The sequence below is a fragment of the Enterobacter sp. KB-280D8 genome (assembly GCF_041399405.1).
Classification (GTDB): Bacteria; Pseudomonadota; Gammaproteobacteria; order Enterobacterales; family Enterobacteriaceae; genus Enterobacter; species Enterobacter cloacae_N.
The window spans coordinates 1-14,857 of sequence record NZ_JBGKEC010000002.1 but is presented as its reverse complement, the minus strand read 5'-3'; the positions used below and the strand labels follow the sequence as shown (position 1 = coordinate 14,857).

The 14,857-nt window shown below is 47.7% G+C and carries 19 protein-coding genes and 1 pseudogene; 15 read left to right on the top strand and 5 right to left on the bottom strand.

What is annotated here, in order from left to right:
* Window positions 1-24: 24 nt before the first annotated feature.
* From AB8818_RS05515 to AB8818_RS05500, 4 genes are all read right to left on the bottom strand, one after another.
* The gene (locus AB8818_RS05515; protein ID WP_010429806.1) at window positions 25-264 is read right to left on the bottom strand and encodes a DUF4060 family protein; all 240 of its coding nucleotides are present in this window, start codon (window positions 262-264) and stop codon (window positions 25-27) included.
* A complete protein-coding gene (locus AB8818_RS05510) occupies window positions 251-2,137 on the bottom strand; it encodes an exodeoxyribonuclease VIII (protein WP_371199845.1) in 1,887 nt (628 codons plus the stop codon). The genes AB8818_RS05515 and AB8818_RS05510 overlap by 14 nt, the downstream gene beginning before the upstream one ends.
* Before the next feature lie 223 nt (window positions 2,138-2,360).
* Entirely contained in the window at window positions 2,361-2,633 is a 273-nt protein-coding gene (locus AB8818_RS05505) for a hypothetical protein (RefSeq protein WP_371199844.1), read from the bottom strand.
* An 855-nt stretch (window positions 2,634-3,488) separates the two neighbouring features.
* Window positions 3,489-3,884, bottom strand: a complete 396-nt coding sequence (locus tag AB8818_RS05500; protein ID WP_371199843.1) for a hypothetical protein — start codon at window positions 3,882-3,884, stop codon at window positions 3,489-3,491.
* A gap of 94 nt (window positions 3,885-3,978) precedes the next feature.
* On the opposite strand from AB8818_RS05500, the gene AB8818_RS05495 reads away from it, so the two are divergent.
* From AB8818_RS05495 to AB8818_RS05440, 12 genes and pseudogenes are all read left to right on the top strand, one after another.
* Window positions 3,979-4,236, top strand: coding sequence for a YdaS family helix-turn-helix protein (locus AB8818_RS05495; RefSeq protein WP_047747799.1), 258 nt, complete (start codon window positions 3,979-3,981; stop codon window positions 4,234-4,236).
* Window positions 4,236-4,685 carry a hypothetical protein gene (locus AB8818_RS05490; protein WP_333079750.1) on the top strand — a complete coding sequence of 150 codons (450 nt, stop codon included), beginning with the start codon at window positions 4,236-4,238 and terminating at the stop codon, window positions 4,683-4,685. The genes AB8818_RS05495 and AB8818_RS05490 overlap by 1 nt, the downstream gene beginning before the upstream one ends.
* Before the next feature lie 16 nt (window positions 4,686-4,701).
* The gene (locus AB8818_RS05485; RefSeq protein ID WP_371199842.1) at window positions 4,702-4,959 is read left to right on the top strand and encodes a DUF4222 domain-containing protein; all 258 of its coding nucleotides are present in this window, start codon (window positions 4,702-4,704) and stop codon (window positions 4,957-4,959) included.
* Entirely contained in the window at window positions 4,956-5,909 is a 954-nt protein-coding gene (locus tag AB8818_RS05480; RefSeq protein ID WP_371199841.1) for a helix-turn-helix domain-containing protein, read from the top strand. The genes AB8818_RS05485 and AB8818_RS05480 overlap by 4 nt, the downstream gene beginning before the upstream one ends.
* A 29-nt stretch (window positions 5,910-5,938) precedes the next feature.
* Window positions 5,939-6,223 (top strand): annotated as a pseudogene (locus tag AB8818_RS05475) (hypothetical protein); the annotation flags it as partial.
* A gap of 38 nt (window positions 6,224-6,261) precedes the next feature.
* The gene (locus AB8818_RS05470) at window positions 6,262-6,594 is read left to right on the top strand and encodes a DUF1627 domain-containing protein (protein ID WP_371199840.1); all 333 of its coding nucleotides are present in this window, start codon (window positions 6,262-6,264) and stop codon (window positions 6,592-6,594) included.
* A 419-nt stretch (window positions 6,595-7,013) separates the two neighbouring features.
* Window positions 7,014-7,796 carry a hypothetical protein gene (locus tag AB8818_RS05465; RefSeq protein WP_371199839.1) on the top strand — a complete coding sequence of 261 codons (783 nt, stop codon included), beginning with the start codon at window positions 7,014-7,016 and terminating at the stop codon, window positions 7,794-7,796.
* Between the two features lie 634 nt (window positions 7,797-8,430).
* Window positions 8,431-8,754 carry a hypothetical protein gene (locus AB8818_RS05460; RefSeq protein ID WP_371199838.1) on the top strand — a complete coding sequence of 108 codons (324 nt, stop codon included), beginning with the start codon at window positions 8,431-8,433 and terminating at the stop codon, window positions 8,752-8,754.
* A gap of 173 nt (window positions 8,755-8,927) precedes the next feature.
* Window positions 8,928-9,146 carry a hypothetical protein gene (locus tag AB8818_RS05455; protein WP_047747802.1) on the top strand — a complete coding sequence of 73 codons (219 nt, stop codon included), beginning with the start codon at window positions 8,928-8,930 and terminating at the stop codon, window positions 9,144-9,146.
* A 144-nt stretch (window positions 9,147-9,290) separates the two neighbouring features.
* On the top strand, window positions 9,291-9,584 hold the full coding sequence (locus AB8818_RS05450) for a Ref family recombination enhancement nuclease (RefSeq protein WP_039261958.1): 294 nt from the start codon (window positions 9,291-9,293) through the stop codon (window positions 9,582-9,584).
* Window positions 9,577-9,945 (top strand): RusA family crossover junction endodeoxyribonuclease, encoded by a 369-nt coding sequence (locus tag AB8818_RS05445; protein ID WP_333079758.1) that lies wholly within the window; start codon window positions 9,577-9,579, stop codon window positions 9,943-9,945. Before AB8818_RS05450 ends, AB8818_RS05445 begins: the two co-directional genes overlap by 8 nt.
* Window positions 9,938-10,288, top strand: coding sequence for an antiterminator Q family protein (locus AB8818_RS05440; RefSeq protein ID WP_371199837.1), 351 nt, complete (start codon window positions 9,938-9,940; stop codon window positions 10,286-10,288). The genes AB8818_RS05445 and AB8818_RS05440 overlap by 8 nt, the downstream gene beginning before the upstream one ends.
* A gap of 430 nt (window positions 10,289-10,718) precedes the next feature.
* On the opposite strand, the gene AB8818_RS05435 is transcribed toward AB8818_RS05440, so the two are convergent.
* On the bottom strand, window positions 10,719-11,603 hold the full coding sequence (locus AB8818_RS05435) for a DUF6731 family protein (protein WP_371199836.1): 885 nt from the start codon (window positions 11,601-11,603) through the stop codon (window positions 10,719-10,721).
* 965 nt (window positions 11,604-12,568) lie between these two features.
* Here AB8818_RS05435 and AB8818_RS05430 point away from each other — a divergent pair.
* The 3 genes from AB8818_RS05430 to AB8818_RS05420 are packed head-to-tail and all read left to right on the top strand — an operon-like array spanning window position 12,569 to window position 13,946.
* Window positions 12,569-12,871, top strand: a complete 303-nt coding sequence (locus AB8818_RS05430) for a hypothetical protein (protein ID WP_069598411.1) — start codon at window positions 12,569-12,571, stop codon at window positions 12,869-12,871.
* Window positions 12,871-13,407: a lysozyme gene (locus tag AB8818_RS05425; protein WP_371199835.1), complete on the top strand. Its 537-nt coding sequence runs from the start codon at window positions 12,871-12,873 to the stop codon at window positions 13,405-13,407. Before AB8818_RS05430 ends, AB8818_RS05425 begins: the two co-directional genes overlap by 1 nt.
* Window positions 13,404-13,946 carry a hypothetical protein gene (locus AB8818_RS05420; RefSeq protein WP_371199834.1) on the top strand — a complete coding sequence of 181 codons (543 nt, stop codon included), beginning with the start codon at window positions 13,404-13,406 and terminating at the stop codon, window positions 13,944-13,946. Before AB8818_RS05425 ends, AB8818_RS05420 begins: the two co-directional genes overlap by 4 nt.
* The last annotated feature ends 911 nt before the right edge of the window (window positions 13,947-14,857 follow it).

The window sequence follows — 14,857 nt, the reverse complement described above, 5'->3', positions numbered from 1 at the left end:
AGATAGTCTATTGATTGTCAAAAATCACCGACCAAGGCCAGGGAGGCACCGGAGATGCCTGGCACCTGTCATTGCCGTGGCCACGTAACTACGGGGGCGGTTAACAACCTCAACCGTAATTTTTCTCCCTTGGAACTTGATGGTGTAAAAAGTCTGCTTGTCGCTGCGACCATGCGCGCCATATTTCTCAAAATGGCATTTGAGCGCCGCGGCGCATGCTGGACCGCCGATACTGTCTCCCTTGCTACGGTTAATCAGACGCACAGGAGCCTTCCTGATGGTTGATAACGCTACGGGCAAGTCCGGCGGCCATAGCCGGTAATTCCTCATACTGATTGCAATAAGCCGGGTTGGAACATAAGCCCTGCAGTGCGGCGATCGTTAGCTGTTGTAGGTATGAGGATGCCGCCGACAGATCTGGTTCCTCACGGTCAGGATCAGCTGCCTTTTGAGGTTTTGCTGTTACAGCTGGTGTATCGAGCAATACCGATTTTGGTGCTTCGGGGCGGCGGTATTCCACGATCGCATCAAGAGCTATTTTCTGACGAACGCTAATATCGTCGGACCAGCTATCCAGCATGGTTGTTGCCACATCGTGGATCTCCTCGTTGGTAAACACAGGAGACAGGCAATATTCAGTGGTGGTGATATCTTCCATCAGTAGCGGGATAACATCGGAAACGAGGTGACCTGTGCATGCCACCACGCCCTCAGCCTCTTCTTTCCCCATGATATTGGTGCGGCCAGAAATCAGATCATTTAGTGCGTGCAAAATCGAAAATTCGCGTTCGTCTGGTGCTTCGCGAACGTCTTGAGCTGGAGGCACTTCCTGTTTTTCGACTTCATTTGAGGAGGGGGTATTTATCAGAGCATCGACTGAGAAGACTCCTCCACCCAGGTTCTCGACACGCGGCTGACCGCCGGCTTGCTTTTCAGGAGTCGTGTTCGGAGCGAATGCCTCGCTGAGTTCTTTGTCGAGTTGCGCAGCTTTGCCAGGGCAAACTGCTGGTGGAAGAGTTTCGCCCGGTACAGACGGTTTGGTTTCATCATTTTCAGTCTCCAACTTGATATTGCCGCATGCGATATCGATTGTTTTCTGATCCGGTTTCGCATGATTCGATTCAACCAGATTGCGGTTAATATATGCACGCAGATCGACCGGCTTCAGGTAAAGGTCTTCCGGAGCGGTTTTAATCAGCGCGATAATGGAGGCGCGGGAGAAGTCCAGGATGCCCGGAGTGCCGCGTAATTTATTCCACCAGGCAGAAAAGCGCGGATCTCTTCCCTCGCTTTCCATTTCTTTGGCGCGGCGGATAATTTCGGATGGAATGGCATAAATATCAAAATCCATCGCGGCCGAGAGAATGCCCAGTGCGGTTTCCAGGCGGAGAGTTGCGAGATTATGCACCAGATCAGGACTGCGATCGGTAGGGGTATTACCGCCCAGGCTGGCTTCTGTGTCCGGTTTGATGTCGGTAGCAACAGGCTCACGCTTTGCTGCCGGAGTGTCGATCCATTTAGTGATACCTTTTTTGATATCAGGCCACTGAGTTGAGACCTTCATAGTCTTGCGAATCCACGCCAGTAGTTCTTCCTGCCGCTCACCGCTCAGGGCAAACACGCGAGGTTCCTTCACAAAAGCCTGGGCCAGTTCTCGTTGGAAGCTGCCATCGTCGTCGTTATTTAAATCGACTACCTGACCGAATTGCGAATCGGTGATCTCCTCCACTGCGCCGAAGAGGGCGAGGCATGCCGCGCGGGAGTCCTGGTCAAGGTTGCGTACAATCTTCATACCCGCCGCGTGCACGGTTTCGTTATTATCGATTTCTGGTTGTGGCGCAGCAGCTGGTTCACCTCGATTGGTATTCCAGACAACGTGCTCACCAAAGAAATCAGCGCTAAACACATCAAGCTCAGGACATGGAAGGTCTTCGTGGTGCTCCCAAATTTTCACCTTAAAATAATCATCTATATGTTCAGGATGTTCAGCCGCCAGCTTGCCGAAAATAACAGCTTCAGCAATGGCTTTTGTAGCCGAATTTACTGCTGTAGCAAGCGGCTTTAAGTCCGGGTATTTTTTCAAGGCTTTATCTTTTGGAAAATAAGCACCGCCGAAAACTTTTAATTCAACAGACATAATTACCTCTATTAATTTTTTGGTGTGTGATGTTTAGCGATATGGTTTACGAATAACACGCTTAACCTTTTTTAACGCGTTACGCCTTTCTCTTTTTTCATTGCATTGCTCACATAAATAAATCGTGCGTTTGAAGGGGTATATGTCTGTTTTCCTTTCGTGCATTTCCGATTTTTTATATTCGCGGCAGCAAACGGCGCAATGACAAATGATGTCATCCATATCAGTTAAGAAGTTGGCGTTTGTAATCGTAATAGGACATGCCGCAGGCGTTCTGTGCTTCTGTGAAGTTCACAGACAGCAAGCTAATGTGCTTAACAGCGCATACTGGACAATGAAACTCGCCCAGCACATAGCCACCATCAAGTACAACGGTTACAGGGCCAGAGGATGGTAGATGAACCACGCCAGAAATAATCCCGTTAATATTAAATGTCGCAATTTCTTTGTTTACTATTGCAAGACCCATTTCAATGGTTGATACTTCTAATTTCATTTCAGACACCTTGTTTTAGGTTGAGAGAATTCCTGCCGTTTAAGGCATGGTTTTTAATCGTGTATAATTAATTGACAGTCAGGTTATTGCGTTTTATCGACGCTATTAACCTTCAGAATTCAGGGTTGCCTTTTTGAGCAAGCAAATAACAAAGTTTTCGAAGTTTTATTTCAAACCAGTTAAGGCGGACTGCCTGTTGCCGTGATGGTTGACGATTAAAGTCTGTCATAATGAATCCCCTATAAGGTTATTAACAGCCATCCACAATTTCGATTGCCCACAACTGGAAGCACACTCCGCCAGCTAACAAACCAATCCCCATTAGTGAAAGAGTGGAATGCGCCTCCATGTTGTGGACGATTCATCTGCCCTGGTCTGGCGGCGCCACCTCGCCGGGGCAGATGTAAAGGGCAGTTTCGCTGCCAGTCGGCTTATTGGTCTGTGCAGGTATTTCAAGTCCTGCAACGCGGGGTTTGCTCTCCGCCCCAGGTTCTCCCCGCTATGCTTTAGCGCGCAACCTGAGAAAACCGCCTTCAAGACTTTGGCTTACGCCACATTCAAGAAACTGCCTGGACGAACTCGGAAAAGCTCAGTGCTTCTTCACCCTCAGCCAGACTGTTGAAATACTCTTCGTATGCTTTTTCCATCTCGAACCCCTGTTTGCTACTTTGCTTGGCTAATCACCCTTATCGCCGGGTAGGCGGAACGTTTACTGATTACTGCGTGTTTTGTTGGACTAAGTTTATAAGTATATAAACAAACATGTAAAGTTAATAGTAAACAAAAAGGCGTGAAATTTTGGATGTGGTTGTATTTGGAGGAAAAAAAGACCGCAAGAAGCGGCCTTAGGGGGAGTTAGTCTATCTCTAGGTCTTTCAGGATCTGAAGGATTTCCTGTTTGGACTTACCTTTCAGCCTTGCCTTGAGCTCATTGTCTATTGAGTTTACTTGGGCTCTGAGGTTTACCATGTGCTGCTCTTTTTCCCATTCAGCCAAGCTGTCGAACAGATCAAGCAATTCTTCATGGCGCGCGTCAAATGGTCGCGGAGTTCGTGTCTCATCACCCTTAGGCTCTTCATCAAGATAACCAGGAGCCATGCCGTAATCTCTTTCGATGCGGCGCGCTGCTCTCTCGCCGAACGACGCTTTGCCGTTGATCAGCTGTGAAAGGTAGCTCTTCTCTTTCTCAGGCAAGGTTCTGCTAGAAAACCATGCCGCTAGGCGCTTGCGCCTGATTTCTTTTGTGTCCATGCAGTCATTTTGATTAGTAATTTCTAAACAAGCAAAAACTTGACATTAATGTTTAGTGGTTTATAAACTTAAAGCTCAACACACAGGAGCAATTATGCAACTCAATGACTTTTTGAAAGCCGGTGGGCCAAAGATCCGCAAGGCGCTGGAGCAACACCTTGGGATTTCGAAATCTTACCTCTCCCAACTTGCAACGGGGCGGGCTGCTATTTCGCCAAGTCGATGCATCGTTATCGAAACCTTCACTGATGGGAAGGTTTCTCGAGCTGATATGCGCCCAAGCGATTGGGCTGAGATTTGGCCTGATTACAAGCAAAAAAATAACACAACAGCTCAGGAGGATACTGACTGATGGAAATCAAAAAGCTGGCATGCGAGCTGGAGTCCTGGGCACAGGAAAAGGGCTGGAAGACGGTCACGCAGCTGATAACCCTGCATCATTTTGGTGATTTGCTGCTGACTCTCAATGACGTAACCGACCCTGACGAGTATGCGCGCCGGTTGCACAACAATAAGCAGGTTATTCAGCGCGCCTTCAGAAACGATACGCCGAATTATCTCAAGCAGGCAGAGGCGCTGAGCTATGCGGTGCGCGCCGCGATTGATAACGAGCTGGAGCAGAAGGACTGCATGCTCTACCGGGCCGCCAGAGTGAACAAAGAGTGTATTGAAGCTACCAACGCGGTATTCACCGGGAAACCACAACCGGTAATCAGGCGAGAAACTCTGGAAGCGATAGACGCGCTGGCGCAGCTGGTGGGCGTAAAGGTTCAAATCATGAACAGCCATCGGGCTGCATAACATTCTGGAGGCAACTATGCGTACTTCTCAGGAATTAGCGAGCGCATTGGCAGAGCGCATGAAAAACGCGATGAATGACCGACCCGCTCAGGAGCCAGTGGATCGCCGCGGTGAAATCATTCCAGGGAAGCGGTACCGCGACGAACGCGGGCGCATGGTGACTGTTTTACGTGCATCCCAGCTCCGCGTGTCATATCGCCGGGAGGGGCACACCGGCGTCAGTGAAACAGGGCGCCGAGAGTTTGAAATTAAGTTCACTGAGGTGAAGTCGTGAGCGTGAAATTATCTTCTTGGGTGTGGGACGGTTGTGCCGCACAGGGTGTCAAGGGCATAAAACTGCTGGTTATGGCTCGCCTGGCCGATTTTAGCTCGGATGAGGGGGTGTGCTGGCCGTCTGTTGCCACCATTGCCCGCCAGCTTGGGGCCGGGCGCAGCACTGTGATAACTGCGATAACCCAGCTTGAGGCAGACGGATGGTTAACCCGTACCGAACGTCGAAACGGCCAGCGCAGCGGCACTAATTTATACACGCTGAATGCTGAAAAATTACGCACGGCGGCAGCATATTTTCATAGTTCAGATTCTGAACGTTCAAAATCTGGACACCCATTAAACAAGGGGTTAGCCAACCCTGATGATTCAGATTCTGAACATTCAGGTTCTGAACGTTCAAATCCCGAACGTTCAGAAAACGCGAATAAACAGGGTTCTCAGGGTTCAGAATCTGGACACGATCCGTCAGTAACTACAGATCCATCATTAAAACAGATCTCTTCGTCCGGAAATTCTGGCGAATCTCCAGACGGCGAAGATTCAGTCAAAAAAATACCGGCCACGAAAAAATGGGGCACACCAGAAGATCATCAATGCGCAAGCTGGATATTTTCCAGGATCCGAACTCTGTATGAACAGGCAGCCGAAACCGATGGTGAAATTGCTCGCCCCAGAGAACCAAACTGGAACGCATGGGCAAACGAGATCCGGCTGATGCGCACTATCGACGGGCGCACACACCGCCAGATTTGCGACATGTTCAAGCGAGTCCAGAGCGACCCGTTCTGGTGCCGAAACGTACTGAGCCCGGCGAAGTTGCGTGAAAAATGGGATGACCTGGTACTGAAACTGGCACCTGTCGCTCACAGCGGAGTGATGCGCAGTTCCTTTGACGATGAATATTACAAATACGACATTGAGGCCGCGGCAAAAGCGGGCTTCAGGGTCTGATCTAACTGAATTTTATCAGGAGAATATTTATGGAAACCGTACTTGATGCACTGAGAGCCATGAAAAAAGCGACATATCGCGAGGTTGCTGCCCGTCTGGATATCGAGCCCGTTGAAGCGCTTAACATGCTGCGCGAGCAGAAAGAGCAGGGGTTATGTGATTTTTACGATGGGGCATGGTCTCTCGGTACCGCGAAAGAGCAGAAACCGAAGCGTATCAGACCCAAGCAGACATCCCCACTGGTGGAGAGGGTTTTGTCAGCAATGCAGGGGCAGGGGGCTATGAGCGCCAATCAGGTCGCTGAAAAGCTGGGTAAAAGCCCGCGAGCCCTGAATGCTTCGCTGGGTGCAATGTGCAAGGACGGTCTGGTGCTGCGCCATGTGGACGGGAAAAACATCACCTGGAGCTCCCGGGGGGGCCGGCAATACAGCCAGAGCAGCAGGAGCCCGCAGCAGCGGAAGTCAAAGCCGCATCGGTACCGGAAAGCAAAACCCTGGTAGAAATTATTGGGGATATCCCGGCTTTCGCCAGCCGTCCGGATGATCTGATTATTCCGTCCTCGCGCTATATCTCGACTGAAATCCGCCGCACGAAAGCGAAGCTGGCAAACCTGCAGCGTCTGCAGGGTGCCGTTCGCGAGCTGCGTCGCCACAAACATCTGCTGCAGGGGATGGGAAATGACTGATTTACCGAAATGCCCTGTATGCGGCATGCCTCCTGCACTGAGGGTCCGCAGCCGGGTAATGAACTGGGGTTCTGCAGAGGTCCGCTGTTCGAACGGTTGCCGAGGCATCCGCGCGGGATTGTCTTTCCCACCTGATGGAGTGGCAGCAGCCCCGCAGTTGCTTCAAGAAAAATGGAAAGAGTTGGTGGGGGCAAAGAGAGCAATTTATTACTTCTCAAATGCACAAATTACACCGAGGGCTGGTGGACTGAGGGGGAAAAGTACCTAACCCGTGTAGTTGCCGGGGGGCTCATTCTAGTAGGATGTGGCGCTTTAGAATGAGAACTCACCCAAAAAAAAGGGGGAGGTTGTAAGCAAGCCCACACAATTATGATATGTTCTGATAGAGTAAGAATTATCTCATTTTTCTTGGTCCAGTTATGGAAGGAAAAAACAAACACGGTCTATCACGTTACATTCCTGAAGAGGTTAAGCGAGAAGTTAGGCGGCGATGTGGTTTTGGCTGTGTGATTTGCGGGTTTGGTTTTTATGACTACGAGCATTTTAAACCTGACTTTGTGGATGCAAAAGTTCATGACCCGAAGGGAATGACGCTTCTTTGCTCGCAGTGTAATCAAAAACGAGCGCGCGGAAGGCTGTCTGCGCATACGGTTGAAATGGCTGATCGTAACCCGAAGTGTAGGCAGGAGGGTTTTGCAAGTGAAATGTTTGATTTTCATAATGCGCCGATAACAGTCAAATTCGCAGGGGTCAAGTTTCATAACTGCCAGCATTTGATTGTCGTTAATGAGCAGCCAATATTATCTGTAAAACCCTCCGAACATCCCGATGGGCCGATGCTCCTATCGGGCGTATTTAGTAATTCCATCGGCCAGGAAACCCTTCTTATCCATGAGAATGAGTGGCACGCCAAAACAGACAATTGGGATGTAGAGTGTATTGGAGCAAGAATCACGATACGCAGCGCACCCGGAGAGTTTGCCCTAGTAATCAGGATGGAAGTACCGGGAGGATTAGTGATTGAGCGACTTGATATGCTTTATGAGGGGGTCAGGATTAAAGGGAATGACGACATATTAGAAGTATCCATAAATGGAGGGCTTTGGCATAAGTGGCAGACGTGCTCAATGACTAATTGCTTCACAGGGCTGTCGATTAAAAGTCGTATTACTGCTGCGAACGATTCTGTTTATGAAGCATGAATCTTCTTGTTTGATTTTCCATCATCAACCCGCCATAATCATGTCATCGGAGCCTGAACAACTCCGGTGACTTCTTCGCATTTAAGGGGACTTAAATGCGACATTATAAAAAAAGTCTTTTCTTTAGGCTTTTTGTTTCACTGCTTTTATGTGTCTTTTGTTTAACCATATTGACATGCTTGGTCCTTTTTATTCTTCTTGGGTTGGGTATAGTTGAAATGAGTAACGTTGCTATAGGCACATTAGGGAGTGTAGCAGTTGCCTTAATCAACCTTATGGCAGTTACGGTTAAACGCTTAGGGCATTAAACACTTCGCGACAATTAAAAACCTCCTTAAGGGAGGTTTTTTGTTACTTTTTATACAGCGACAGAAATGATCGAAAACCGCTTGAGGTCGTGAATTCGATGCAATCCCTTCGTAGTTTGCTTTGCCTTTGATAGGCGAAAATCTACCTTAGCTATGTCAGTTGGAAGTTATAATTAATTGATAAATCTATTAAATTCAAATAATTAAATTGGATTCTGATTTATCCTGCTGACAAATAACAGGCAATTTGTGCTCTTAAGGCATTGATCATTTGTGCACATAGGGTTACTGTATAAATATACAGTTAATTGTCAGGGGTGGCTATCATGGGTTATCCATCATCAGCAGCAGACTATGCAGAACAGACAATCTCACTCGCCAACATTTTCGGCAACGACTGCAATTGCCGAACAATCGAAACACCAGCCGGGTACGCGATAATAAATGTTGCCAGAACGCCTGGCGTTGGCGACATAGTGCTGATTTGTTTCTGCGGAAGACTGAACCTTGCCACAGTGCAGGGAAAAGCTCTTATCACAACAGATGGTGAGGCTATTGAAGGTGATGCGCTTGATGATGCCGATGTGCTTGGCGTTGTAACTCACCTGCTAAACAAAATAACTGACACTGATGATAGGCCAGTTATTTAGCAAAAAACGACTGCTTCCTGTGTATTGATTGCCGATCGGTTAGACAGAACAATTAAACGAAATTGCTCTTTCTAACCTATTAGACGTCTGGTTAGCGGAACCCTTAATGAAATCAGTATGCAGGGAGAAAAGGACAGCCCCCGCAAGGGGAAATCCATTTTAGGGATGTGCCCATGAAATTGAATGAATTTGCCGCCGGTCTCACCAAAGACGGACTGCTTGTTTTATGTCTTAGCGATGGTGAAATCACCGACTACCTGGTGACCAGTAATGCCTTGCGCACACTGATTCGCCGGGAAGGTGACAGGCTTTCATCCCAGGTTCTGGGTGATGAAGATCGGGTTGTAAACCTAAACTCCTTGCGAAATGACCTTAAGGTTCTCAAGCCGTAAGTGTTGATTTATAATAATCAAACGGGCTGAACACCCACTGATTACTGCGCCAACCTGAGGAATCAAAATGGCGCAGAGCATTACCCTAAACAACTCTCACCGTCCGTCTATGTGCGGTGTTTCTGCTTATGCTGGTGGTCCAGCATGAAGAAAGCAGATAGCCTCCATCTTTCGCGTGTGGCCGCACTGGGCTGCATCGTGTGCAGAAATCAGAACCTGGGCGAAACGCCTGCGGAAATCCACCACATCCGAACCGGGCAGGGCGCAAGCCAGCGCGCTGACCATCGGAAATCAATTCCTCTGTGCCATATGCACCATCGCAACGGCGGTTATGGTGTGGCCATTCATGCTGGCCGTAAGCAATGGGAGAGAAACTTCGGTACCGAGTTGCAGCTGCTGGAGCAGGTCCAGTTAGAGCTGGGAGTGTTCTATGCCTAAATATCTCATCACTCCTGTCGGAAAACCACGCATGACCCGCGCTGATAAGTGGAAGCAGCGCCCGCCGGTGATGCGCTATCGCATGTTTTGCGATGAGGCCCACTTGCATGGAATCCGGGTGCCGGAGAACGGCGCACATATCACATTCGTTTTGCCGATGCCGACGAGCTGGAGCAAGAAAAAACGCGCAGCTATGGACGGACAACCCCATCAGCAAAAGCCCGATCTGGACAACTTAACAAAATCTCTGTTGGACGCCTTGTTTGAGGATGATTCCCACATTTGGGACGCCCGGACATCAAAAGTATGGGGCGAAACCGGAATGATAATTATCGAAAACATTGGAGAGAAAAATGCGTGACATGTATGAGGTAATGGACCGCTGGGGTGCCTGGGCTGCTGCTGATAGCAGTGGTGTCGACTGGCAGCCTATCGCTGCTGGTTTTAAAGGATTACTACCGCACGGTAAAAAGTCACGCCTGCAATGTGATGACGATGAGGGAATTAAGATTGATGGTTGTGTTACACGACTAAAGTATTATGAGCCTGAAGAGTATGAGTTGATTATTGCTCATTTTGTGATCGGTATTTCACTGAGAGCTATTGCGAAAAAACGGAAATGCTCAGATGGAACGATTCGAAAAGACCTACAAACCGCATTAGGATTCATTAGCGGTGTTATGCTTATGGTAGAAAGTAGATAATATTAAGGAGTCGCTTATACTACAGCGACTCCACTATTTAATGTTTAATACCACCATTGAAAATCGTCGGCCTGCTTCTATAAGATAAAGGATACTTATACAAAGGAAAAATATTATCATATAGAAGAAACACTTGATCAAATAGTCTTGGGATACGAGACATATTAGACAAACTACAATCAGTGAAAGTAGAAATGCACATGTCATTATTGTATCCGCGATCAACCGTCTGTAGTGGCCAGTTTTGATCATATTTATAACTAGTCTTTTGTCCATCAGTGCCGTTATTAGAGACATAGACGTGATCAAGAAGCCTAAGAGAGTTCCCGCTAATCCAGTAATAACCCCTGAGGCGCTCACTAACATCTCAACTTTTACACTATCTGATTTTAACCAAAATAATCCTACCACTAAGGCGCTTATAACAGACCTAGAGCAGAGCGTCTTCCATTGCACCAAAGTACCCATCTAACGCCTCCTGACATTCTGCTTTAGCTGTGTCAATGATACCATACATTGTAAAACTTGGAGGAAAATGAGAATTCGTCTCAACAGACTGCCACGAAAAAACCCGGTCAGCAACAAGATCGATAGGGTATTCAATACCATCCTCAAAAACATGAGCTCGAGCTGTAGTAGCCCCGGTACGCATCAAATTTCTTAAAGTCCTTTTTAATCGGTTAGTTAATCTTCCTTCAGTATCTGCTCTTCTTAAATCCACCCCCATGCTGATTTTTAAGCTATCTGCATCTGCATCATTCATCATGCCGAGAATGCTGGAACCGAAATCATCATCTGGATAGAGTGCTGGATTTGTAGGCCTTGGCAAAGTGATTTCAATTTTTTTCAATTCAATATCACCGCTCATAAGACGCGCAATTGCGTCTGACTGTAAAATTGGCCCTGCTGAAACCCTGATACCAGCTGTACTGCTTAAGAAATTGACGAATTGATTGATTCCACTGGAATGGTTGTTCCTGTGCCAGGCGAGAATATTGTTTTCTTCGTAGTATATGAAAAAGTTCTTTTCAATAAGCCCTTCGCCATCCTCTAACTCTATCTGTGCTGCATCTTCGCCGGGGAGGCCAATCTCAGGGATGTCTGTATCCCTGAATTTCCGAAACTGTCCGCAAACACTCTCAGGGAACCGATCGAATACTAACCCCCAAACCTCACGTGTAAACCCGCCAATTTCAAATGATGTATCATATTCTTCATCTCTCAAAGCTTCGAAAAGATCGCGAACTGAAGCTAAATTTTGATTTGGCACAAGATTCAATTGAAAGAATTCAATTTTATATGAACGCTGAGGCATGTCCTTTCCCTTTACAATTCTATAGGAGGTTTCCTAAAGCAGGCTGATTCAATGATACGAAAAGTGTAACGCGTACGCAAAAACTATCGTAACCTGTTAAGAGTGGTCTCTAAGCATCCTACTTAGGTATGTCTTTCACCTCCCAAAAATCGATCTATGTCAACGATATATCCGTTGCTCTTTGCTATTGCTATCCTTTAGCCAAAGGAAGGAGTAGTTCTATGGGAGGTTGCGCTGTCTGTGGATGTTCTCTAAACGATTCACAAGATGCTGTGCATAAAGGTATTGATTATAAGTCTTGTCCAAAGTGTTCAGCAGATGCTGGAGTTCATGTGTTTTATAAAACAGAGGACTTTGGGTACAGGGATATGGGCGATGGTAGGCACATTGTTCAATCGTGGTGTCCTTCTTGCCGATCTGGGGAGAACCCATCTATCCCTGAAGCGTTCAGATGTAAGTGACTAAAATTATTTTCAAAAGGCTGCCATTAGGCGGCCTTTTTTGTTTCCCAGTGTTCTGAGAGGTCTCGCGACAGGCAATCATTGACTGTGGGAATGAATGAGACGTATTTTATTTGTGTGGTGAATCCTTTCTAAGCGAAAGGGCGTTCCAGTCAACTGCTATCTGCAGGTATGCGCGCGGCTTTGCTGACTGGGGTAGAGTCACCGGGAGGCACCCGGCACCATGACAACAACAATACAAATTTCAAATTCCTTGAGAGCCTGCCATAAAAAGCAGGCCTTTTTTTATGGTTTTGTAATCTGCTGCTACGCTTTGAGTTGTGGGATGTGCCTACCTCTCCGGTGGTTCTCCTGAGCCTATAGTGAATCAGCCGATACAGCTTCACTCCTGAGTATAGGTATCACTCACACCTACCTTACAAATAGTCAACTCATTAGCCCGCCTTCAAAAGCGGGCTTTTTTTATTCTTAAAACAGCACCCGCACACCGCGAGGTGAGAGACGATGAAAATGAATGATTCAGGGAACATCTTCACGCAGTTCTTCGCGTGGGTAGCAGCTCTGGCGTCTGCCATTGGATTTACCACTCAGGATCTGGTGTTCATGTTCTTTGGCGCTGCTGGTCTGCTTATCTCGCTTGCCTCCTACATAAACGGAAGGGTGGATGCACACCGCAGGCGTAGAGAAGACGAGAAGCGAACAAAAATGGTCAATGACTACCTGAAAGGGGTCGGTGATAAACCTCTGCACGAACGCCCGGCTGCGGCAAGCGTAGTTGTTGAGGCATTACAAAAGGAAGGTGAGTAATGGGGAACCGGGCAAAGTTGAGCGCGGCTGTTCTTGGGTTGGTGCTTGCTGGAGCATCTGCACCGACAATCCTCGATCAGTTCCTGAATGAGAAGGAAGGGAACAGACTTACTGCATACAAAGACGGCGGAGGTATCTGGACTATTTGCCGCGGTGCCACGATGGTTGATGGTAAACCGGTTATACAGGGCATGAAGCTGACGCAGACGAAATGCGATCAGGTAAACGCCATCGAACGAGATAAGGCGCTTGCTTGGGTTGAGCGAAATATTCACGTTCCGCTAAGTGAGCCTCAGAAGGCTGGAATAGCTTCTTTCTGCCCCTTCAACATCGGACCCAGTAAATGTTTCCCATCGACGTTTTACCAGCGTATTAACGCTGGCGACAAACGAGGGGCCTGCGAAGCGATCCGCTGGTGGATTAAAGACGGTGGACGTGATTGCCGCCTGACAAAAGGCCAGAAGAATGGCTGTTATGGGCAGGTCGAGCGGCGTGATCAAGAAAGTGCGTTGGCGTGCTGGGGGCTGGACCAATGAAAATTAATCCGGGCCTTATCAGCGTTGTCGTTATTGCTGGCCTTTCGGTCGCTCTCGTTAAGAGTTGCTCCGACGCAAGTAGCCTTCAGAGCGATAACGACGTTCTTCGAAGTGACAATTCTTTGCAGGGGCAGGTGATCGCGACACAGGCACTCAATTTCAATCGGTTCAATCAGGTTGCCGAACATGCCAACAGGCTTAACTCCCTGATCGACACCAACACTGAAGAAACCGTTATCGAATACCGGGAGATTCTCCGCCGTGAAAAGACCTGTGATCTGCCTGTTCCTGCTGATATCGCTGGTGGGCTGCTCGAATACGCGAACCGTTTACGTGCCAGCGCAATGCACACCGATACCGGCCGACCTGACGAAACCGATGATCGTGCCGCTGCCGCCAGCTCAATGACATATTGCCAGGCCGTTTTGTGGATTAAGCCGCTACTGGCCATCATTGAGAAGGGCAATAATAACTTTGCGGGTATCAGGCAGATCGAACTGGAAAGGACAAATCAGAAATTAGTCACGCAAGGTAAGTGAGAAATTATGAATTATGACTTCGCAACATCAAAAAAAGCCCTCACAAGGAGGGCTACAGGAGTCTCAGTTTCACTTGCTCTTTTTTTATCGATGATTCCATGGAGTTGGCAGTCTCCTCATCAGAGTCTTTGGTAGCCTGGCACTCAGCCAGTAATCAACAAGCGTAAGCGAAAAGCATTAGGAATTTCCTGAGGTTGAAAGCTCTTGTCTGTTCCAGGTGCATACCTGATTCCCACCAAGAAGAAAAACCTCAGTCGCAATTCCCATTCAATAAAAAGAATGTGGTTTGACAGTATTCGGCCAAAAAAATTGCCCCTGGTGCGGGGCAAGTATGAGTTGAATCTTTTGTTTTGTTTATGTGCTTCTTGCTCTAAGGCTGCGTGACAATAACACCGCATTAAAAAATTGCAAACGAAATACATGTTTTGTTGTGACAATGTACAACAAATCCAATAAATATGGTTATTCCATCCAGTGGATAAAGCCATAACCCCCAGAAGAGAAGAAGAATGCAGGTCACTATTATTGGAGGCCCATATGTACTTTACTGGACTGTTTCATCGCGTATTGGCATCCCAATAAGGACAAACCAGCGAGGCAATATAATAAAGCGATCACTCGAACAACACTTGATGCATCCCCTAGCCGGAGCTCCGGAGAATGTTAATGATGATGGCTGAAAACAAGTAGTGTTCATGCCAAATGAAGTGCAGTTGCTTCGCTATGAAGCATCGCTGGGCCTTATTGCTCCTAAGAACATTAGTTAAGTTTTTATGAGGGGTCCTCCGGGCGGGGTAGCCCACCACGGGGCGGCGCGCTCGCGGGAAACGGCTAGTTTTTCGGATCCAAGGTCATCATCATCATGTGCGCAGGTCTTTGATTTAATTAGAGGCCATTTTCGCAAGATGTCT